12 protein-coding genes are annotated in these 15,890 nt (G+C 55.2%); 9 read left to right on the top strand and 3 right to left on the bottom strand.

Annotation, left to right across the window (positions count from 1 at the left end; genetic code table 11):
* The first annotated feature begins 44 nt into the window (after nucleotides 1–44).
* A complete protein-coding gene (locus K239x_RS06260) occupies nucleotides 45–1,667 on the top strand; it encodes a sensor histidine kinase (protein WP_419189736.1) in 1,623 nt (540 codons plus the stop codon).
* A 131-nt stretch (nucleotides 1,668–1,798) separates the two neighbouring features.
* Here K239x_RS06260 and K239x_RS06255 read toward each other — a convergent pair whose 3' ends face one another.
* On the bottom strand, nucleotides 1,799–3,307 hold the full coding sequence (locus K239x_RS06255; RefSeq protein ID WP_145416931.1) for a hypothetical protein: 1,509 nt from the start codon (nucleotides 3,305–3,307) through the stop codon (nucleotides 1,799–1,801).
* Nucleotides 3,308–3,957: 650 nt separating this feature from the next.
* Here K239x_RS06255 and K239x_RS06250 point away from each other — a divergent pair.
* The 7 genes from K239x_RS06250 to K239x_RS06220 all read left to right on the top strand — a co-directional run bounded on the left by K239x_RS06250 (nucleotide 3,958) and on the right by K239x_RS06220 (nucleotide 11,377).
* Nucleotides 3,958–4,398: a type II secretion system protein GspG gene (locus K239x_RS06250; protein WP_145416930.1), complete on the top strand. Its 441-nt coding sequence runs from the start codon at nucleotides 3,958–3,960 to the stop codon at nucleotides 4,396–4,398.
* Between the two features lie 235 nt (nucleotides 4,399–4,633).
* Nucleotides 4,634–5,257, top strand: a complete 624-nt coding sequence (locus tag K239x_RS06245; RefSeq protein WP_419189735.1) for a pilus assembly FimT family protein — start codon at nucleotides 4,634–4,636, stop codon at nucleotides 5,255–5,257.
* Nucleotides 5,254–5,829: a type II secretion system protein gene (locus tag K239x_RS06240; protein WP_419189734.1), complete on the top strand. Its 576-nt coding sequence runs from the start codon at nucleotides 5,254–5,256 to the stop codon at nucleotides 5,827–5,829. Before K239x_RS06245 ends, K239x_RS06240 begins: the two co-directional genes overlap by 4 nt.
* A complete protein-coding gene (locus K239x_RS06235; RefSeq protein ID WP_145416928.1) occupies nucleotides 5,826–6,824 on the top strand; it encodes a prepilin-type N-terminal cleavage/methylation domain-containing protein in 999 nt (332 codons plus the stop codon). The genes K239x_RS06240 and K239x_RS06235 overlap by 4 nt, the downstream gene beginning before the upstream one ends.
* On the top strand, nucleotides 6,821–8,464 hold the full coding sequence (locus K239x_RS06230; protein ID WP_145416927.1) for a type II secretion system protein GspK: 1,644 nt from the start codon (nucleotides 6,821–6,823) through the stop codon (nucleotides 8,462–8,464). Before K239x_RS06235 ends, K239x_RS06230 begins: the two co-directional genes overlap by 4 nt.
* 82 nt (nucleotides 8,465–8,546) lie before the next feature.
* Complete coding sequence (pilM, locus tag K239x_RS06225) at nucleotides 8,547–10,127, top strand: type IV pilus biogenesis protein PilM (RefSeq protein ID WP_145416926.1); 1,581 nt, start codon at nucleotides 8,547–8,549, stop codon at nucleotides 10,125–10,127.
* Nucleotides 10,124–11,377, top strand: coding sequence for a cadherin repeat domain-containing protein (locus K239x_RS06220; protein ID WP_145416925.1), 1,254 nt, complete (start codon nucleotides 10,124–10,126; stop codon nucleotides 11,375–11,377). Before pilM ends, K239x_RS06220 begins: the two co-directional genes overlap by 4 nt.
* Before the next feature lie 18 nt (nucleotides 11,378–11,395).
* On the opposite strand, the gene K239x_RS06215 is transcribed toward K239x_RS06220, so the two are convergent.
* Both K239x_RS06215 and K239x_RS06210 read right to left on the bottom strand, forming a co-directional pair.
* A complete protein-coding gene (locus K239x_RS06215; RefSeq protein ID WP_145416924.1) occupies nucleotides 11,396–12,649 on the bottom strand; it encodes a M16 family metallopeptidase in 1,254 nt (417 codons plus the stop codon).
* Nucleotides 12,642–14,921 carry a serine/threonine-protein kinase gene (locus K239x_RS06210; protein ID WP_145416923.1) on the bottom strand — a complete coding sequence of 760 codons (2,280 nt, stop codon included), beginning with the start codon at nucleotides 14,919–14,921 and terminating at the stop codon, nucleotides 12,642–12,644. The genes K239x_RS06215 and K239x_RS06210 overlap by 8 nt, the downstream gene beginning before the upstream one ends.
* Nucleotides 14,922–15,185: 264 nt before the next feature.
* Between K239x_RS06210 and K239x_RS06205 the strand changes: the two genes are divergently transcribed.
* Entirely contained in the window at nucleotides 15,186–15,860 is a 675-nt protein-coding gene (locus K239x_RS06205; protein WP_145416922.1) for an RNA polymerase sigma factor, read from the top strand.
* Nucleotides 15,861–15,890: the final 30 nt, after the last annotated feature.

The raw sequence follows: 15,890 nt of genomic DNA, 5'->3' as shown, positions 1-15,890 counted from the left end.
TTCGCGTCAATTCTCGATGCGCAGGGATGAACACGAGATATACCATGGCAAATGTGCACGCTTCCTTTTCACCAGTCCACTCCGTCAAGCAATCGGTCGCGTTGCCGGCGCGTGATGCCAAACAGCCGTCTGCGACCGTGACCGAAAGCGCAATCCGGATGGTCAGCGAAACCGCGCACGACATCCGCGCGCCGCTTGCCGCTGTCCGTGAATCTGTCCGCCTGATTCATGACGGCGAACTGGGCGAACTAAACCAAGACCAAAAGAACTGCCTGCAAGACGCTATCGACCAATGCAATTGCGTCAACCAGATGGTCGGCGAAATGGTCCAACTGGAACGGCTTCGAAACGGAGTGCCTCGTGTCCATCGCCAGTGGATTAACATTGCTACGATTCGGCACGGAATCCAGCAAACCGTCAAGCCATGGGTCACGACACGCAAAATCAATGTCATCTGGGATATCCAAGCGGAACATGACACGGCGGTGTTTGGTGACGTGTCGATGATCCGAAGGCTGATTGTCAATTTGGTCGCCAACGCAGTGCGAGAAACTCCCGAAGGCGGATCGATATTGGTTGCCGTGAATCGAATCGCGAGCACTGAATCGTTGCAATGGTCAGTCGTGGACAGTGGTCGCGGGATCACCGAGAACGAAATGCGAGAGATCGCAGCGAGACAAATATCGCACTCTGGTAGCGAAGGCCTAGGCCTGAGCATCTGCCGACAACTTGCAGCATTGCATTTTTCCCCACTGCGAATTGAATCGCGAGCGGGCACCGGCACTTCGGTCAGTTTTCGTACCGCAGCGGGCGGGCCAGCATCGGTCGCAGAACGGTGGGCTCAGTGGCGTGTCAACCAACGCGAACCTTTACGCACACCGATCAGTCGCGCTGAAAAACGTACAGCCATGACGGAACCGCCCAACAAGCAACAGATTCGTGTCGATGCGCCATCGATTACGATCCAGTTGGAATGCGAAGGTGCCAAACCCAAAATCGACGACCGCGCCCTGGCAGGCACCGTCGCACTTGGTGCAGCGATGCCAGCGGATGCCGCGGATGCGTTTGACGCGTTCCTTCAGAAACAAGCTGGCATGTTCGACCTGGTGTACCGAACCGACACACGAACGTGGGTGTGGGTTTTCGATGCCAACGTGCAGCAAGCAGACCAATTGATCGACGAACTCAGCGCCAAAGCTCAATCCGAAATCAACGGCATTCGCCTTTCGTGGACCGACCCGCAATCCATCCCACTTGATGGACGACGCACGGTCGTGCAGCTCACCGAGATGATCGTGCGAAATTCGTTAAACACCGAAACCGCGTACGCCAACCCAAGCTCCGATGACCCTGGCGAGGCTCTGTCGGAATCGGACAATGGCGTTACAGCCATTCGTCTGGACAAACAATTGAACTGGCTCAGCAGACGCATGAGCAGCCAAAGCACCACGATGCAAGCTCAGTCTGATCGAATCAAACCGAAGTCAACGACTGGTTCGCCACGACCACACCTTCTCCCAGGCGACACCATGCAAGTCGAAGAAATGCCAAGCAACGAGACCGCTTCGCTCCGACTGGAACGCGACGTTCAACTGCTGACGTCGAAGATGAGAGGTCAGTCACGAGTCATTATCGACCAAGCACATCGGCTCAAACCGCCCGCGTGAGCAGGCTTTCAAGACTCGGAACTGATTGACGCGAGCCCAATTAGCGCGGGCCGAATCGAATCAGCTCCTGAGAAACGGGCCGTGAGAACAGGTCCTGATTCGGCGGACCTCGGAAGCCCCAGGCTTTCCTATTACGGCTTCAAGATGTCTTCCAACTTGTCGCCCTTCTGAGTCTTCTCGCCGTCGTTTTTGTAAAGCGACGGCAAGTCCGAAGGCAGTCGTGTTGACCCGCGTCGGCTTAGTGGACCGAAGTCCTCGGATCGAACGGCCGAACCCAATGGTGTGGTCACCGAGTCATCGATTGTTTTCAAGTAAGCCTGCAATTTCCAAGCAGGGATCACCGTCAAACCCAACTCAGTGGCTTTCTCTTTGATTCGCCCCATCGCTGCGGCAGTTCGTGCGGCTTGCTCAGCAGATGCTGAATCAGCTTTTTCGCTAATCTCAGGTGCTTGGCCAATCACCAAAAACCGGATCGTTGCATCAAGCACACCATCAACCGTGCCATCGCTTGCAACCGTCGCTGCGACTTGAGCACCTGCGGACGTGATCATGCCTTTGATCTGCTCGTTGTCCGCTTTGCCATCGTCGTCGATGTCGATGTCGCCAGCCAATGCAATTTTGACCGTCACGCCCGATTTCCAAAACGGCGAGTAGATTTTGTCGCCATCGATAATCGGCGATGAAACCAGTGGCAACGCAACCACGCGTGCTTCGGCCACGTGTGCTCCGCGAATCTTTGTCACTTGGATCGTGGCTTTGACTTTGGCATCGTCCAACCGAGTCTCGTCCGCATCGATCACGCCGAACGTCACACCGGGACGCAAATCATCCGCGGCACCGAGATTGATCGTACAAACATTGCCACCCTGGCTGACAAAAACCACTTCGCCCTGGGTGCTTTCAAACTTGTCACTTCGCAATCGATTCAGCTGGGTACGCTGAGTTTCGATCGTGTTGACTAGCTGGTCGGATCGCTGTTTCAGTTTGGCTTGTTCATCGGCAGACTTCTTTCGATAGCCCGTGAATTCGCGAACCGTTTTGGTCAAACTGTCACGTGTCTCTTCCTTCTCTTGATTCATTCGCTCACGATCTTGCGTAAACAAATCGACTTCGTCTTTTAGCTTTTTGTCAGCAGACTTCCGATTGTCTTCGGCAACTTGCTGAGCCTTACGAGCGTTTTGGACGTCACTATCGGCTTGCGAACGAATCTGTTGCTGTTCTTTTGTGGCAGTGGTGTATTGAGCCGTCCGATCGCGGACCGCGTTGACAAAGAACTCTGGCAGCTCGCTGTAGTTGCGTTGCTGGGCGGCAACGTCGGCTGGAAAGTACGACATGTCGCGGACGAAGTTCTTTGCAATCAGATCCATGTCTGCGTCACCACTGCTGGTCGACGCAAGCGATTTGAATTTGTCTTCGCTCATCTGTCGCACGCCAAGCATTTCGTGCAGCGTGAGCAGCTTGCCCTCTTGCTCGCGGATCAACGTACTTGCGTTGTCGTATTTGGTTTTGATGTCGCCGGCTTCGATGGACTGCACGTTGCCCCAACGCCAGAAAAAGTAGTTCAGAGCCAGAGAGAGGACCAACAAGATCATGCAGGCAATCAAACTGCCGCGGATGACTGAATCGTCGCGAGCCGCCATGGTTTCTTTTGTGGGAAAGCGAGGTACTGAAAAGAGAAGGACAATCCGTGCAGCAGAGCTTAGTCAGCGTGGTTGCATCCGTGCTGGAAAAGACCGTTTTCACAGCTTATTTGCCGACGAACACCATTCTACCTACGTTCTTCAAGAATCGGACTTCTGCGGCTCGGTTTCGAGTACTTTTGCCGGTTATTCGGTTCTTAACTCAGTTTGCACGCTAAACAATGCGATCTAGCGAGCGTCATGCGAACAAAAACGGGCCGTTTTGCCAGCAGATTGACGTGTTTCACAAGCATTTTAGGTTCAGGAGTGTAGATTACGACCTGAAAGACCCCCATCAGACATTCACTAGCATTGATCAGTCTTGCTCAGACATTCAGCCCGCCAGACATTTAGCCCGCCAGGCAATCAGCCGCTCAGACGATCCGCCGCTCATTGGACGACGAAACCTTCCCAACTTGAGAGGGTTAGAATACAAGTGCAGTCGATCACACCTTGAATCCGCTCGATAAACTAGTTCGACGAACCAGTTCGACCCTTGAATGGTTTCCAGATGGTCGTTTTGAGCTGGTCTACAATAAATTCGGTCAAAATCGTCGACGCCGACGACTTGATCACCATTACTCCATTTCAATCCCCACCGAATCCTTCCGATGCGATACACCCAAAACGCCCGCCGTTCGTTTTCCCGTCAATCTTCTTCCCGCACTCGCCGCGGTTTCACGTTGCTGGAACTTTTGCTCGTGCTGGCAATTTTGGTCGTCTTGGGCGGCATTGTCGGAGGAAACATGCTCGGAGCCAAGAAATCTGCCGACGCGGACGCTACTCGAGTCCAGATGGACCAGCTGAAAACCACTCTTCAGATGTATCAGCTGAAAATGAATGGTCTGCCAGAAACTCTGGAGATGCTTCGTGACGGCCCCAGCGACGCTGCCAAAAAAGCGAAGTGGATCGATCCGATGATGAAGGACATTCCAAATGACGCTTGGGGCAATGCCTTTGTCTACGCCGTCAATGGCAATGGCTTCGAGCTTCGCAGTGGCGGAATCGACGGACAAGTCAACACGGATGACGACATCATTGTGACCGACTGATTCGATTTCGATCGATCCAGTTCTCGACGTTTCGGCCGCGGTTATTTCAACCGCGCCGAATCAGTTGCGACAATGAAGGTCAGTCGCGAAAAAGAAAGTCTGCTGCGAAATATTAATCGCGGCAATTTAATCGCGGCGGGGGGATGTTTCTGCGGGGATGATTGCTTTCAGCTTCGGGTCGGTCACGTGATCATTCCCACCCTGTCCATTGCTGCGCCAACTCCGTACCCAATCCTTGAAAATCTCTCTTCATCCTAACCGTCAAGCATTCACTCTCCTGGAATTGCTGCTTTCGATCGCAATCATCGCGGCTCTGACAGCCGTGACGCTTCCGCAGATCGGGTTGGTCTTGGGTGATCGTCGTCTAATCCGCGGCGCCGATCTGGTCCGCATTCACATGACGGAACTGCGTTTGCAGGCGATGCGCGAAGGCCGCGTCATGATGATGGACGCAATGCTGGAACAAGGTCAACTGCGGACGCGTCCGTATTTTTCCATGAGCGATGCCGTCGAAGCATCCGATATGACGGGGTCGCAATCGGGAATGCTTAGCGGTGCCGACTCGGGCACCATGGTCGCCATCCCCGTCGACCAGGAAGCGGCCAAAGAGATTGAACTTCCAGAAGAAATCGCCATCCAAACCGTGGCCGTTGTGTCCGCAGCACGGGCTTTCGAAATCGAGCAACAAACCGCTGGCGATCAATCATCTGGCTGGAGCCAACCGGTTCTATTCTATCCCGACGGAACCACCAGTACCGCCGCTGTCGTCCTCACGCATCCAGTCCACGGGCGCATCACCGTCAAACTGCGTGGCATCACGGGCGAAGTCAACATTGGCCAAGTGGAGGCAGCTCAGTGAGTGATCGACCACCAACGAACCGCCTCCAAGCCAATCCACACCGCGATAATCCATCCCGCGCCAACCGACAACGCCCCGATCAATACGTCGCCAGTCGGTACCGACGCGTTGGTCGCCGTGGTTTTTCGTTGCTAGAAATCATGCTGGCTTTGGCGATCCTGGGCGCATCACTGGCCATTATCGCTCAGATCGCGGACACCGGAGTCGATGCGGCGCGAGAAGCACGCGACCTTTCGCTGGCACGCATCCTATGCCAAGCCAAACTCTCCGAAGTGTTGCTTGATGCGACATTGGGTCAGACACCGCAACCTGTTTTTGAAGTTCCCGCTGATCCGTTTGACTCCGCCTCGCTCACTGTGTTTACGTACAACGTCGAAGTTCAGCCAGCCAGCATGGACGGGCTGTTGATGATCCGGGTTTCGGCGATCGCGTCGGACAGCGCAGGCAGCCCCATTGCCACTTATGCATTGGACCGCTGGATGATTGACCCAGAGTTGGGTTTGGCAGAAGCCGAATTGGAAGAGGAAGCCGCCAAGGAAGAAGCCGCTGGAACCGCGACGGAGCCATCATGATGCCAGCGACCAATTCAAACCCTGCATTTCGCGTGCAAACGTCGGCTCAAGCTCGGCGTGGTTTTTCGCTGCTGGAAGTATTGCTGACGATGGCGATGGCGGTCGTTTTGATGGGTCTGATCGGGTGGGCGTTTCAGTTTTACACTCGTGACATGAATGGAGCTCACTTAGAAATCCAACAGACTCAGCTTGCATCGGCCATCATTCAAATGATCGAAGACGACTTGCGTGCCACGCTGCACCCAGAGCCCGTGGACATGTCCGCGCTCGAAACCGTTTTGGCCGCGCAAGGTGGTGGCGAAGCCACTGGCGAACAAGACCCTGGTTTGGAAGCCGCCGGAATCACCGATGTCGAAATGACCGAGCCGGCCGTCGAAGCCCCCGATTTGACTTCAGGCACCGCCATTTTGGAAACACCTGGACTGATCGGCAACCAATTTCAGATTCAAATCGACACCAGCCGGTTGCCTCGCTTAGAGGAATACAACCAAATGATGGACCAGGACTCGGCCAATATCGACGACGTGCCCAGCGACATCAAAACCGTCACCTACTTTGTCCAGTCGCCTGGCGCCGGTGTCACGGATCCTCTCGATTCGATCAACCCCGAAACGACTGTTTCTACCGAAAACGCTTTGACGGGCGGATTAGTCCGCCGCGTCCTGGACCGCACCGTCACCAAGTACGCCGCGGAAACTGGCAACCTAAGCCAGCTCGCTCAAACCGGCGAACTCCTTGCTCCTGAAGTCGCGGCCATCGAGTTTCAGTACTACGACGGCATCATCTGGCAACTGGAATGGAGTAGCGATGAACTGGTTGAATTGCCGCTCGCGATTCGGATTGATTTGACGATGACCAATGCCGCTGCGATTGCGGCGGGACTAAGCATCGGCGACGAAGGTGCCACGCGGGTGTTTTCGCATATTGTCCGATTGCCAATGGCCAAACCGATCGAGGAAGAGGAAGAACTTACAGACGAAGGAGCGGCGATATGATCCACAAAGTCTCGAAACGACGTGGCTTCTTCTTGGTATTGGTGCTGATCGTGATCGTGATCGCGACCATGGCCGTGCAGTCCTTTACGGGATTGATGGTTGCGTTTGACAAATCCGCATATCTGTCCGGCGACTTGGTCCAAGCTCGTGTAGCAGCCGAATCAGGCTCCGAAGTCATCCGTTTGATCTTGGCCGACCCACCGGAAGCCCGCGTCGACTCTGGCGGTGTTTTTAACAACGCCAATCTTTTCCAAGCTGTTCCCGTATCGATGGGGATCGATGGTGCGACACCCTGCAATTTTTCAGTGGTCGCGCCCAGCTTGAATGAATACGGACAACTTGCCGGGCTGCGATTTGGATTGCAAAACGAATCGGCCCGGCTGAATGTAAATGCGTTGCCGATCATCGAAGCCAACTCGGACGCGCTCACTGCGATTTTGACACTCACCGCCGACCCCGACGATGCGCCCGTCGAGACCGACAACTTGGCCGTCACTATGCTGATGTCACTCCCTGGGATGACCGAAGACACCGCCGCGGCCATCTTGGATTGGCTGGACGAAGACGATGAACCCCGCGATCCCAACGGCTGTGAAGCCGACTACTACGCTGGTTTGAACACGCGTTACGCGCCGACCAACGGGCCCATCCTGAGTGTCGAAGAACTGTTGCTCGTTCGCGGCGTCACTCCGTCGCTGCTCTTCGGTGCCGACAGCAACCGAAACGGCGTGTTGGATCCGGACGAACAACAGCGATACTCTGCGACCGTCGAAACGCCTGGCGCCCTTGGTTGGGCACAATACTTGACGATCCATGGCGGCGAAGCCAGCAAAACGTTTGCCGGTGCCTTGCGAATCAACGTCAACAACGATGACTTAGAAACGCTCTACGAAACCCTGGTCACCCAACTGGGCGATGAGTCGATGGCCAGCTACATCGTTGCCTACCGAATCGCCGGTCAATCAACCGCCGCAAATGCGGCAGCGGCTGGAAACAATAACAACGCAGCCGCGCAGTCTGGCGGCGAGTGGTCGGCCGATTTGCTGGATCAACTGGATCTCAGCGGAGGCGGCGGTGTCAAACTGAATCAAATCCTGGACTTGGTCGGATCAACCGTGACGGTCGGCCAAGGCGACCAGGCCCGCAGCTACAATTCGCCGTTTGCCGACAATCCAATTGCGATGGCCGTCTATTTGCCCATCATCATGGATGCCCTAACGACCCAGGAAGGCGATTTCATGCCGGGTCGTTTGAACATCAACGAATGCCCCGTCGAACTCCTCTACGGCCTGTCACTGCTGACCGAAGAACAAGTTCAAGCGATCATGGATACTCGCGAAGTCGATTCGGACGACCCGAATCGGCGGCACGAAACGTGGCTGATGACCGAAGGCATCGTGACGCTTGACGAAATGCGTACCTTGGTGCCCCTGCTGACGTGCGGCGGCGATGTTTTTCGAGCACAAATCGTCGGCTATTTTGAAAAAGGCGGTGCAGCACATCGCAGCGAATACATCATTGACGCCACCACCGTGAATCCCAAAGTCGTCTTCTGGCGCGACCTAACGCACCTCGGACGCGGCTTTGATCTGTCGGTACTGGGACTGCGTTCGGCCGTCGATGCCGCAACCGCGCAATGATCGCGCAGTGACAACACCAAGACAAACTCAACTCGACACAAATTTTCACTGATCCCGCATCCGGCTTGATTAAGATACATCCATGCCAAAAAAATTAGCCATCGACTGGGACGAGTCCGAACTTCGACTCGTCGCTGCGCAGTGCTCCGGCACGACGGTCAAAATCACCGACGCAGCGGTCATCCCCATCATTGACGGAGCGATCACACCGACGCTTCAAAAAGCCATCCAAGACCGCGGGCTCGAAAAGACCGAAGCCCTGATCGCGATCGGTCGTGGCAAAGCGGAACTGCGCGATCTGGAGCTACCAGAAGTTCCCGACGACGAACTTCCCGACATGGTCCGTTTCCAGGCCATTCGCTCGTTTGCATCCGCAGGCGAAAGCGCGACCGTCGACTACCTAGTCACCAAACGCGAAAACAACACGATTTCGATGCTGGCTGCTGCCGTCGGGCCAGGCAGCCTGAAAGAAATCCAGCACATCTGCCAAGTCGCTGACCTGACGACCAAGCGAATTGCCCTGCGACCGCTAGCCGCTGCATCGCTTTACTTGGCCAACAACAAAACGATCAAAGGCGAAACCGTCCTGGTCGACCTGTTGTCCGAAGAAGCCGAAATCGTCGTCGCTCGCGACCGCAAGGTGGTATTTGTTCGCACCGTTCGGCTACCAACCAATCCTCAATCACGATCCACAGCATTAGTCGGCGAATTACGACGCAGCCTGATGGCCTGCGGCTCGACTGGCTCACCCGATCAAGTGATCCTCTGGGGACGCGCTGACATCCATCAAGATGATGTCGTGCAGCTGACCGAAGCCACCGGCGCCAACGTCTCGGTGGTCAACCCGTTTGATTTGGTGAACACCGGTGGCGACGTCAAATCCAAATTGCCACAACACGTTGGCCGCTTGGCTCCGCTGGTTGGTTTGCTGCAATGTGATGAAGTCGGCAGTCATCGGCTGATCGATTTCATGAATCCTCGCAAACGAGTGATCAAAGAAACCAGCCGACTCAAACGTGCCCTGATGATTGGCGGACCGATTGCAGCGGTGTTGCTGATCGGTTTCTTTGCCTACAAGCGTTTGAGTGACTTGGATGCCGAGATCGCCGTCATCAAACAAGCCAATGCCGAAATGGCCAATCCGGTCAAGGAAGCAGGAAAGAGCGTGGAGCGAACCGAACGTGTCGATCAATTCTTAGATGGCGACGTGAACTGGCTGGACGAACTGCGACGTTTGGTTGCGTTGATGCCTGATTCGGACAGCATGATCGTTCGATCCGTTTCCGGTACAACCGACCAACGAAACGGCGGTGGAACGCTGACGCTAGTAGGCGGCGTGACCGATCCCAAAGTCATCGACGAATTCGAGGCTGCCGTTCGCGACGAATCCCACCAAATCGTTGGCGACGGATCCAAAGCCGACGAGCGGGCCAAAGACAAGTATCGGTGGAACTACACCGAGAAAGTCACTGTGCCATCGGACTACGTTCGCCAACTTCGATACGCCGGATTGAAACCGCCCGAATCGGATAATGCCGAGCCAGATAGTCCAGAATCAGGTGGCACCGAGACCGACAAGTCGACGGGAATCGAAGCTGACACGACGACTAACGATTCCGATTCCAACCAAGAAACAGAAACAACGACGGAGGCACAAGTATGACTCAACGTGAACGTGTCTTAGCGATTGCCGTCGGTGGCCTGCTGGTTTTCATGGTGATCTATTGGGGTTTCAATAAATACCGTGGCGCGGTCGAAATGCGTCAAAACCAAATCACGTCGCTGCAAAAGCGAAAATTGGAGCTGTTGCAAGAACAGTTCGAAGGCGCTCGCGCCGACGGCCAGATGGGCGAATACTACATTCGCTCGCTACCGGGCAACATCGAACGGGCTCGCAGCGAGTATTCGAAATGGTTGCTCGACATGGTCCAAGCAAACCGTTTGTCGGCGGCCAATGTCGACCCATCGACTTCGTTGCCAGTGGGCGACCTGTACAACAAACACAGTTTTCGGGTGACCGGAAATGCCGGCTTACAAAATATCCTTGACCTTCTGCACTCGTTTTACGCCAAGGATTACCTGCACCGCATTCGCCAGATGAATCTGAAGCCACGTAAAGAAGGTGGCTTCGATCTGGAGCTTAACGTCGATGCGATCAGCTTGAACAACGTGCCCGTCGATTCGCCCAAACCAGGTAGTTTGTCGTGGCGGGTCGATCCCGATCCCGTTGCTTACAGCGACCCGATCCTGAATCGCAACCTATTTGAACCAACCAATCAAGCACCCAAATTCACAGGCAAAGAATCGGTCGAAGCTTATGTGAACAAAGCCACGCCGATTCCGCTGACCTTCAAAGATCCCGAAAACCATCGCGTGACCTACGAATTGGTCGAAGGTCCCGAAGGCGTTGTCCGGTTGGACGAACGAAGCGGGACGCTGCAAATCAATTCGAGCGAAAAAAACGCGTTTGAAGTCATCGTTCGCGCGATGGACTCGGGCTACCCGCGTCGTACGGTCGACCAAAAACTGAGTGTCCGGATTGTCGACCCGCCCAAGGTCACACCGCCCACGATCAAACCCAAGTTCGACGACGCGTCGCAAACCGTCCTGACTGGCTTGGTGCAAGGACGTGACGATTGGACTGCGTGGATGAATGTCCGCACGCGAGGCAAAACGCTTAAATTACGAGTCGATGACGAATTCCAAATCGGCAGCGTCAACGGAAAAGTCACCGAGATCACGGCCAAATACGTCGAGATCGAATTGGACGGCAAGCGATTTAAACTAAGCCCCAACGGTATTCTGGGTGACGCGGCCAATGAAGTTCGTCAAGAAGATCAGGACCAGCCAGCTGAAGACAAAGCAGCGGCTGATAGTTCGGACGATTCGCCTGAAGATGCTCCTGAAGCGTAAGTATTCGCCCCCAGGTCATCACCCTCTGCCGCGAAACACGACGGCGTGAGCCTGGTCTTGCGTCAGTCGTTCCAACCACTGGGCTACATCTTCATCACGGTAGCCTAGCATCGCGGCCGCGTATTCGCTGTCACTAAAACAGCGACCGTAGTGGATCAGCGATGCACTGGCCTCGCTGGTGTACTCGCCGGCATCGGGATCATGCATTTCGATGCTGCCTCGGATAGTGTCACGAACATAATCCAACCACTCTCGTGACCGTAGCTCGTCGCTCTCGATCAGCTTCCAGAATGCCTCCAAAACTCGCTCCGGTTCAGCACTGGTTTGGGCGACCAAACCGGCGTACCCACCATCGGGATGAGTGGCGCTGATAAATTCCGGCGAGTACGCCAACCGCGAATCTTCACGCACCAACCGTTGCAACGGAGAACCAAGATCACCCGCAGAAAAGACGTCCGACAAAAAATCCCATTCCAATAGCTTGCTCTCGCCCTGATCAAGCGACTCGATCGGAAACAGCAGGTACACCACCGAATCGTCGTGTGGCATATCAACCTGCGTTTTCGCGCCGGCTTGCCAGTCGGGCAATTCACCGTACTTGGCCGCAGATTTGCGCGTGCTGATGTCCCCCTTGGGCAACCGTTCGATGTGTTTGCCGACCACATCAATTAATTCGGACTTGGGTAAATTGCCCGCAACAAACACAGCGCAGCGACCGCGGGAATAACCCAACTGATGAGCCTGACGGAGTAACGCCGGATCGATGCCGGCCAAAGTGTCACGCGTCCCCAGCTGATCGTGTCCCAGTGGATGCCCGGGCCAAAGGACTTCAGGCAACTGACACAACGAGTGTGACGAGGGCCCTGAATGCCATTCGTCGATCTCCTGCAAAATGATTTCGCGCTCCGCTTCGATGTCGCTTGTCCGCAGCAGCGGGCGTCCCATCATATCGACCAACACGTCCAGCGCTTCGGCCCAAACCCGCCGAGGCACATCTGCACTGAACGACGTGTGCGTGTAGCCCGTCTCGGCATCGGCCGCACCACCGTGCCGGACCAGTCTGGCTTCCGTATCTCGGTAACCACCAGGGAATTTTTCGGTGCCACGCGACGGTAAGTGTTCAAACCAATGATAGATCCCATGACCACCGCCTACGTCATCATCGGCGCTTCCGACAAACATCACCAGATTCAGCGAGACAGTATTGACGTTCAGATGCTGAAAATAAATTGGCACTCCGAACGGCCCGTCGATCAACTCAAAATCAATCATCTGAACCCAACCCTGGAATCAACGAAGCATGTTCTTTGGAAAGCACTCGCGCCATGTCCAACCAAATTCGATTGACAAATCGGTACGCGTAGTACGCCAAAAACATGCCCGCGCCACTTGCGACCACCGCACTAAACACCACGTTTTTTTCTTCATTGTCGCTATAGGTCAGCAGCGCGACGCCGACCAAAGGGACCGCGACCGCCGCCCACATAAAACGTTCACTTTGACGAACGACTAACGAAAACCGATCCGAAAAAGCCGTGTCCTGCATCGAATTTTTGATCAATCGCGGATAGTAAATCAACGTCCCCAGAATCGTCATTCCAAAATACGGATAGATCGCCGCGACACCGCCACAGATCACCAACGAAAAGAAAAAACGAACCGCTTCGCCCATCTCTAGATCGGGGAACCGGGTCAGCAAAGTGAAAGGGTAAACCAGACCTGCAATCGCCCAAAGCGTGCCGCCAATTAACGCCCCATTTTGGCCCAAGTTCATAATCGAACGAATCGAACGTTCGCCAGCAGGTTCTCCCGACTCAGCGTTTCGGATGGCCGCGACAAATGCCTTGGTCAGTTTGACCATGAAGTAGATGCCGACACCTAAACAAACCGCAGACACCCAAAAGGCAAAGCTTTCAAAAAATTCTCTTAGCCCCGGGATGTAATCGTCGGGTTTGTCCCGATCGCCATGCTTCCCCAACAGCGCATAGTAGTTGTAGACAAAGTTGAATAGCATGACGAACAAATTGGGTACGAGCACCACCGTCATGGGCACCATCCACGGCGACCACTGAAGAATCTTGTAACGCCACGTCTCTTTGCCTGGATCAAACAGTTTTGCCGCGTCGGGATGCAACGCCAGCGTCAGCCGACCGGCCATCTCGGCCCCCGACAACAAACGATCTTCTGGGTCAAACGCCAACGCTTTGCGTAGCGTCGATTCCAAAACTCGCTCAGGCGCAGTGCCGATGCGTTGTGGTTCCGACGGCGGATCGCCTCGTGAATTCAGCTGCTGCCATACCGCTTCGCTCCACGACGACGGCGATGCATCGGCGACAAACGGCCGCTGGCCCTGCCACAATTCCCACAGCAATATCGCCAACGAATACAAATCAGCTTTCTCACGCACCTCTTCCGGTTCATCCATCAGCCGCGCGCTGATCGCTCGCAAATGCTCCGGCGACATGTACCCGATAGAACCGCCAAAACTGGCTGCCGCCCCCGCACGCCCAGCCGCGCCCGCGTAGCTGACATTAAAATCCGCCAACTTGGGAATGCCTTCGTTGGACAGCAAAACGTTGGCTGGTTTGACGTCCCGGTGCATCACGTCGCGGCCGTGCGCATCATCGAGTGCCCGTGCCAATTGAATGCCAAGCCACGCCACCACGATCGGCCACGGTGCCTCGCTCAGCCATTTGCGTACCGATGAACGCTCGGGAACAATCTGAGCCAGTTTCAAAAGTTGCTCATCGACCGTCTCCAGCAGTAGCGTGCCGTCGCGCTGATTCGCTTCAACGCCTCGAACCGCCCGGACCACTTCTGCCAAGGTGCCACCGGGATGAAATTGCATGTACAGCAAATGCACCGATGGCTGATCCAATTCGCGTTGATCAAACACCCTGACGATATTGGGATGATCAAACTGCGACAGAGCACGCGGTTCGTCACCGGTACCACGCGACACCTTTAGCGCCACCAGCCGAGCCATTGAAAGTTGTCTGGCCAGATAAACATGCGCAAACGCTCCGCTTCCCAACGTCTGCACAATCAAAAAGTCGTCGATCTGGCTGCCGATCTCTAATTCCGGTGGCGCCGCGCGATTCTTGACCGCCGCTGTCGCCTCCGCCACGCCTACCAGCTGCACAATGACCGAATCAAACTGCGGAAACCGATTTTTGTATTCATCTTGCGTGGGCGTCTCGCCCGACTCACGTCGCAGCTGCACCTCCTCCATCACCAAATCAACCGGGACTTCGCCGCTTGGTAAAAACTCTGGCAGCGCTTCTAAGTAAAATTCGATCGGTGGCACCGTGCCGGTTTCCGACACCATCGCCATATCTAACTTGATCAACTCGATCAAAACGAACTTGACCGTTTGCGGATCCGCTTCGGGAAGGTAACGCCGTAGCTGCGAAAGATCTCGCAATGGAGCCACCTCGGCAAATCGCTCCAAGCACCGTTCCAAAATCACGTCGATTTCGGCAGGATCGCACGGTGATAGACCGGAGGCTGGCGGTGGCCCTCCGTTCACTGCTTCATCTTTCATCGGCAAATCCCTGGAGGTGTCTGGCGATGGATCCGACATGAACGGCCAGGGGAAAAAAACGAAAACGGGCAATCATTGCTGTCACAATTCTAAACACTTCTCGCTTGCAGAGAACTCCCAACTCATTTACCCGTTCTATACTAAGAATCGGCCTGAGAATGACGATTCGGTTTTCAAAGCAAGATCATTGGTCCGGACGATCTTCTTGCGAGTTCTTTCTCATCGCCGTAGCTGCCAAATCCACCGCCCAAGGACGACATCGACATGAATCAATCGCCCCCAACCCCGCCGAACGATGCCGACGATGCCGACGCCGGCGACTTTGATGCCGATTTGGTCCAACGTATCAAACAACGTGATCCGCAAGCACTGGCCGAATTAATCAATCAAAACCGCGACCGCCTGGCCGGTTTCATCCGCTCGATCACGGGCGAACATTTATTGGCGGTGGTCGAGATCGATGACTTGGTCCAAGAAGTATCTGCCACTGCCCTGACCAGTTTACCGACCGCGCCGATGGAAGAATACGAACCGTACCAATGGCTGCAGCAAATCGCCCGCCGCCGCGTCGTCGATGCACACCGCTTTCATTTCGATGCCCAACGTCGCGACGTCAGCCGACAACAATCGATCAACAGCAATTCAGGTGGAAGTGGTGCCAGTTCATCGTTGGGCATGGAGGCGCTGCTTTCGGCCAGTATGACGTCGCCCAGTGCCGCAGTTAGCCGCGACATCCGCATGGTACGAATGAACGAAGCCATTTCGGAACTAAGCGAAGAACAAAAAAGAGCCGTTCGAATGCGATACGCCGAAGGCAAACCGACCAAGGAAATCGCAAAAGCGCTCGGCAAAACTGACGTCGCCATCCGCGTCCTCCTAAGCCGCAGCATGCGAGTGCTCGAAAAACAGCTCGAAGACGTCCGCCCCACACGCGGCTAAATGGGCCGGCCCAGACGTTGGGCCCAGCCG

The organism is Stieleria marina (assembly GCA_007741555.1).
Lineage (GTDB): Bacteria > Planctomycetota > Planctomycetia > Pirellulales > Pirellulaceae > K23-9.
Note: the sequence above shows the minus strand (reverse complement) of the source record. Positions and strands in the feature narration are given on the sequence as shown.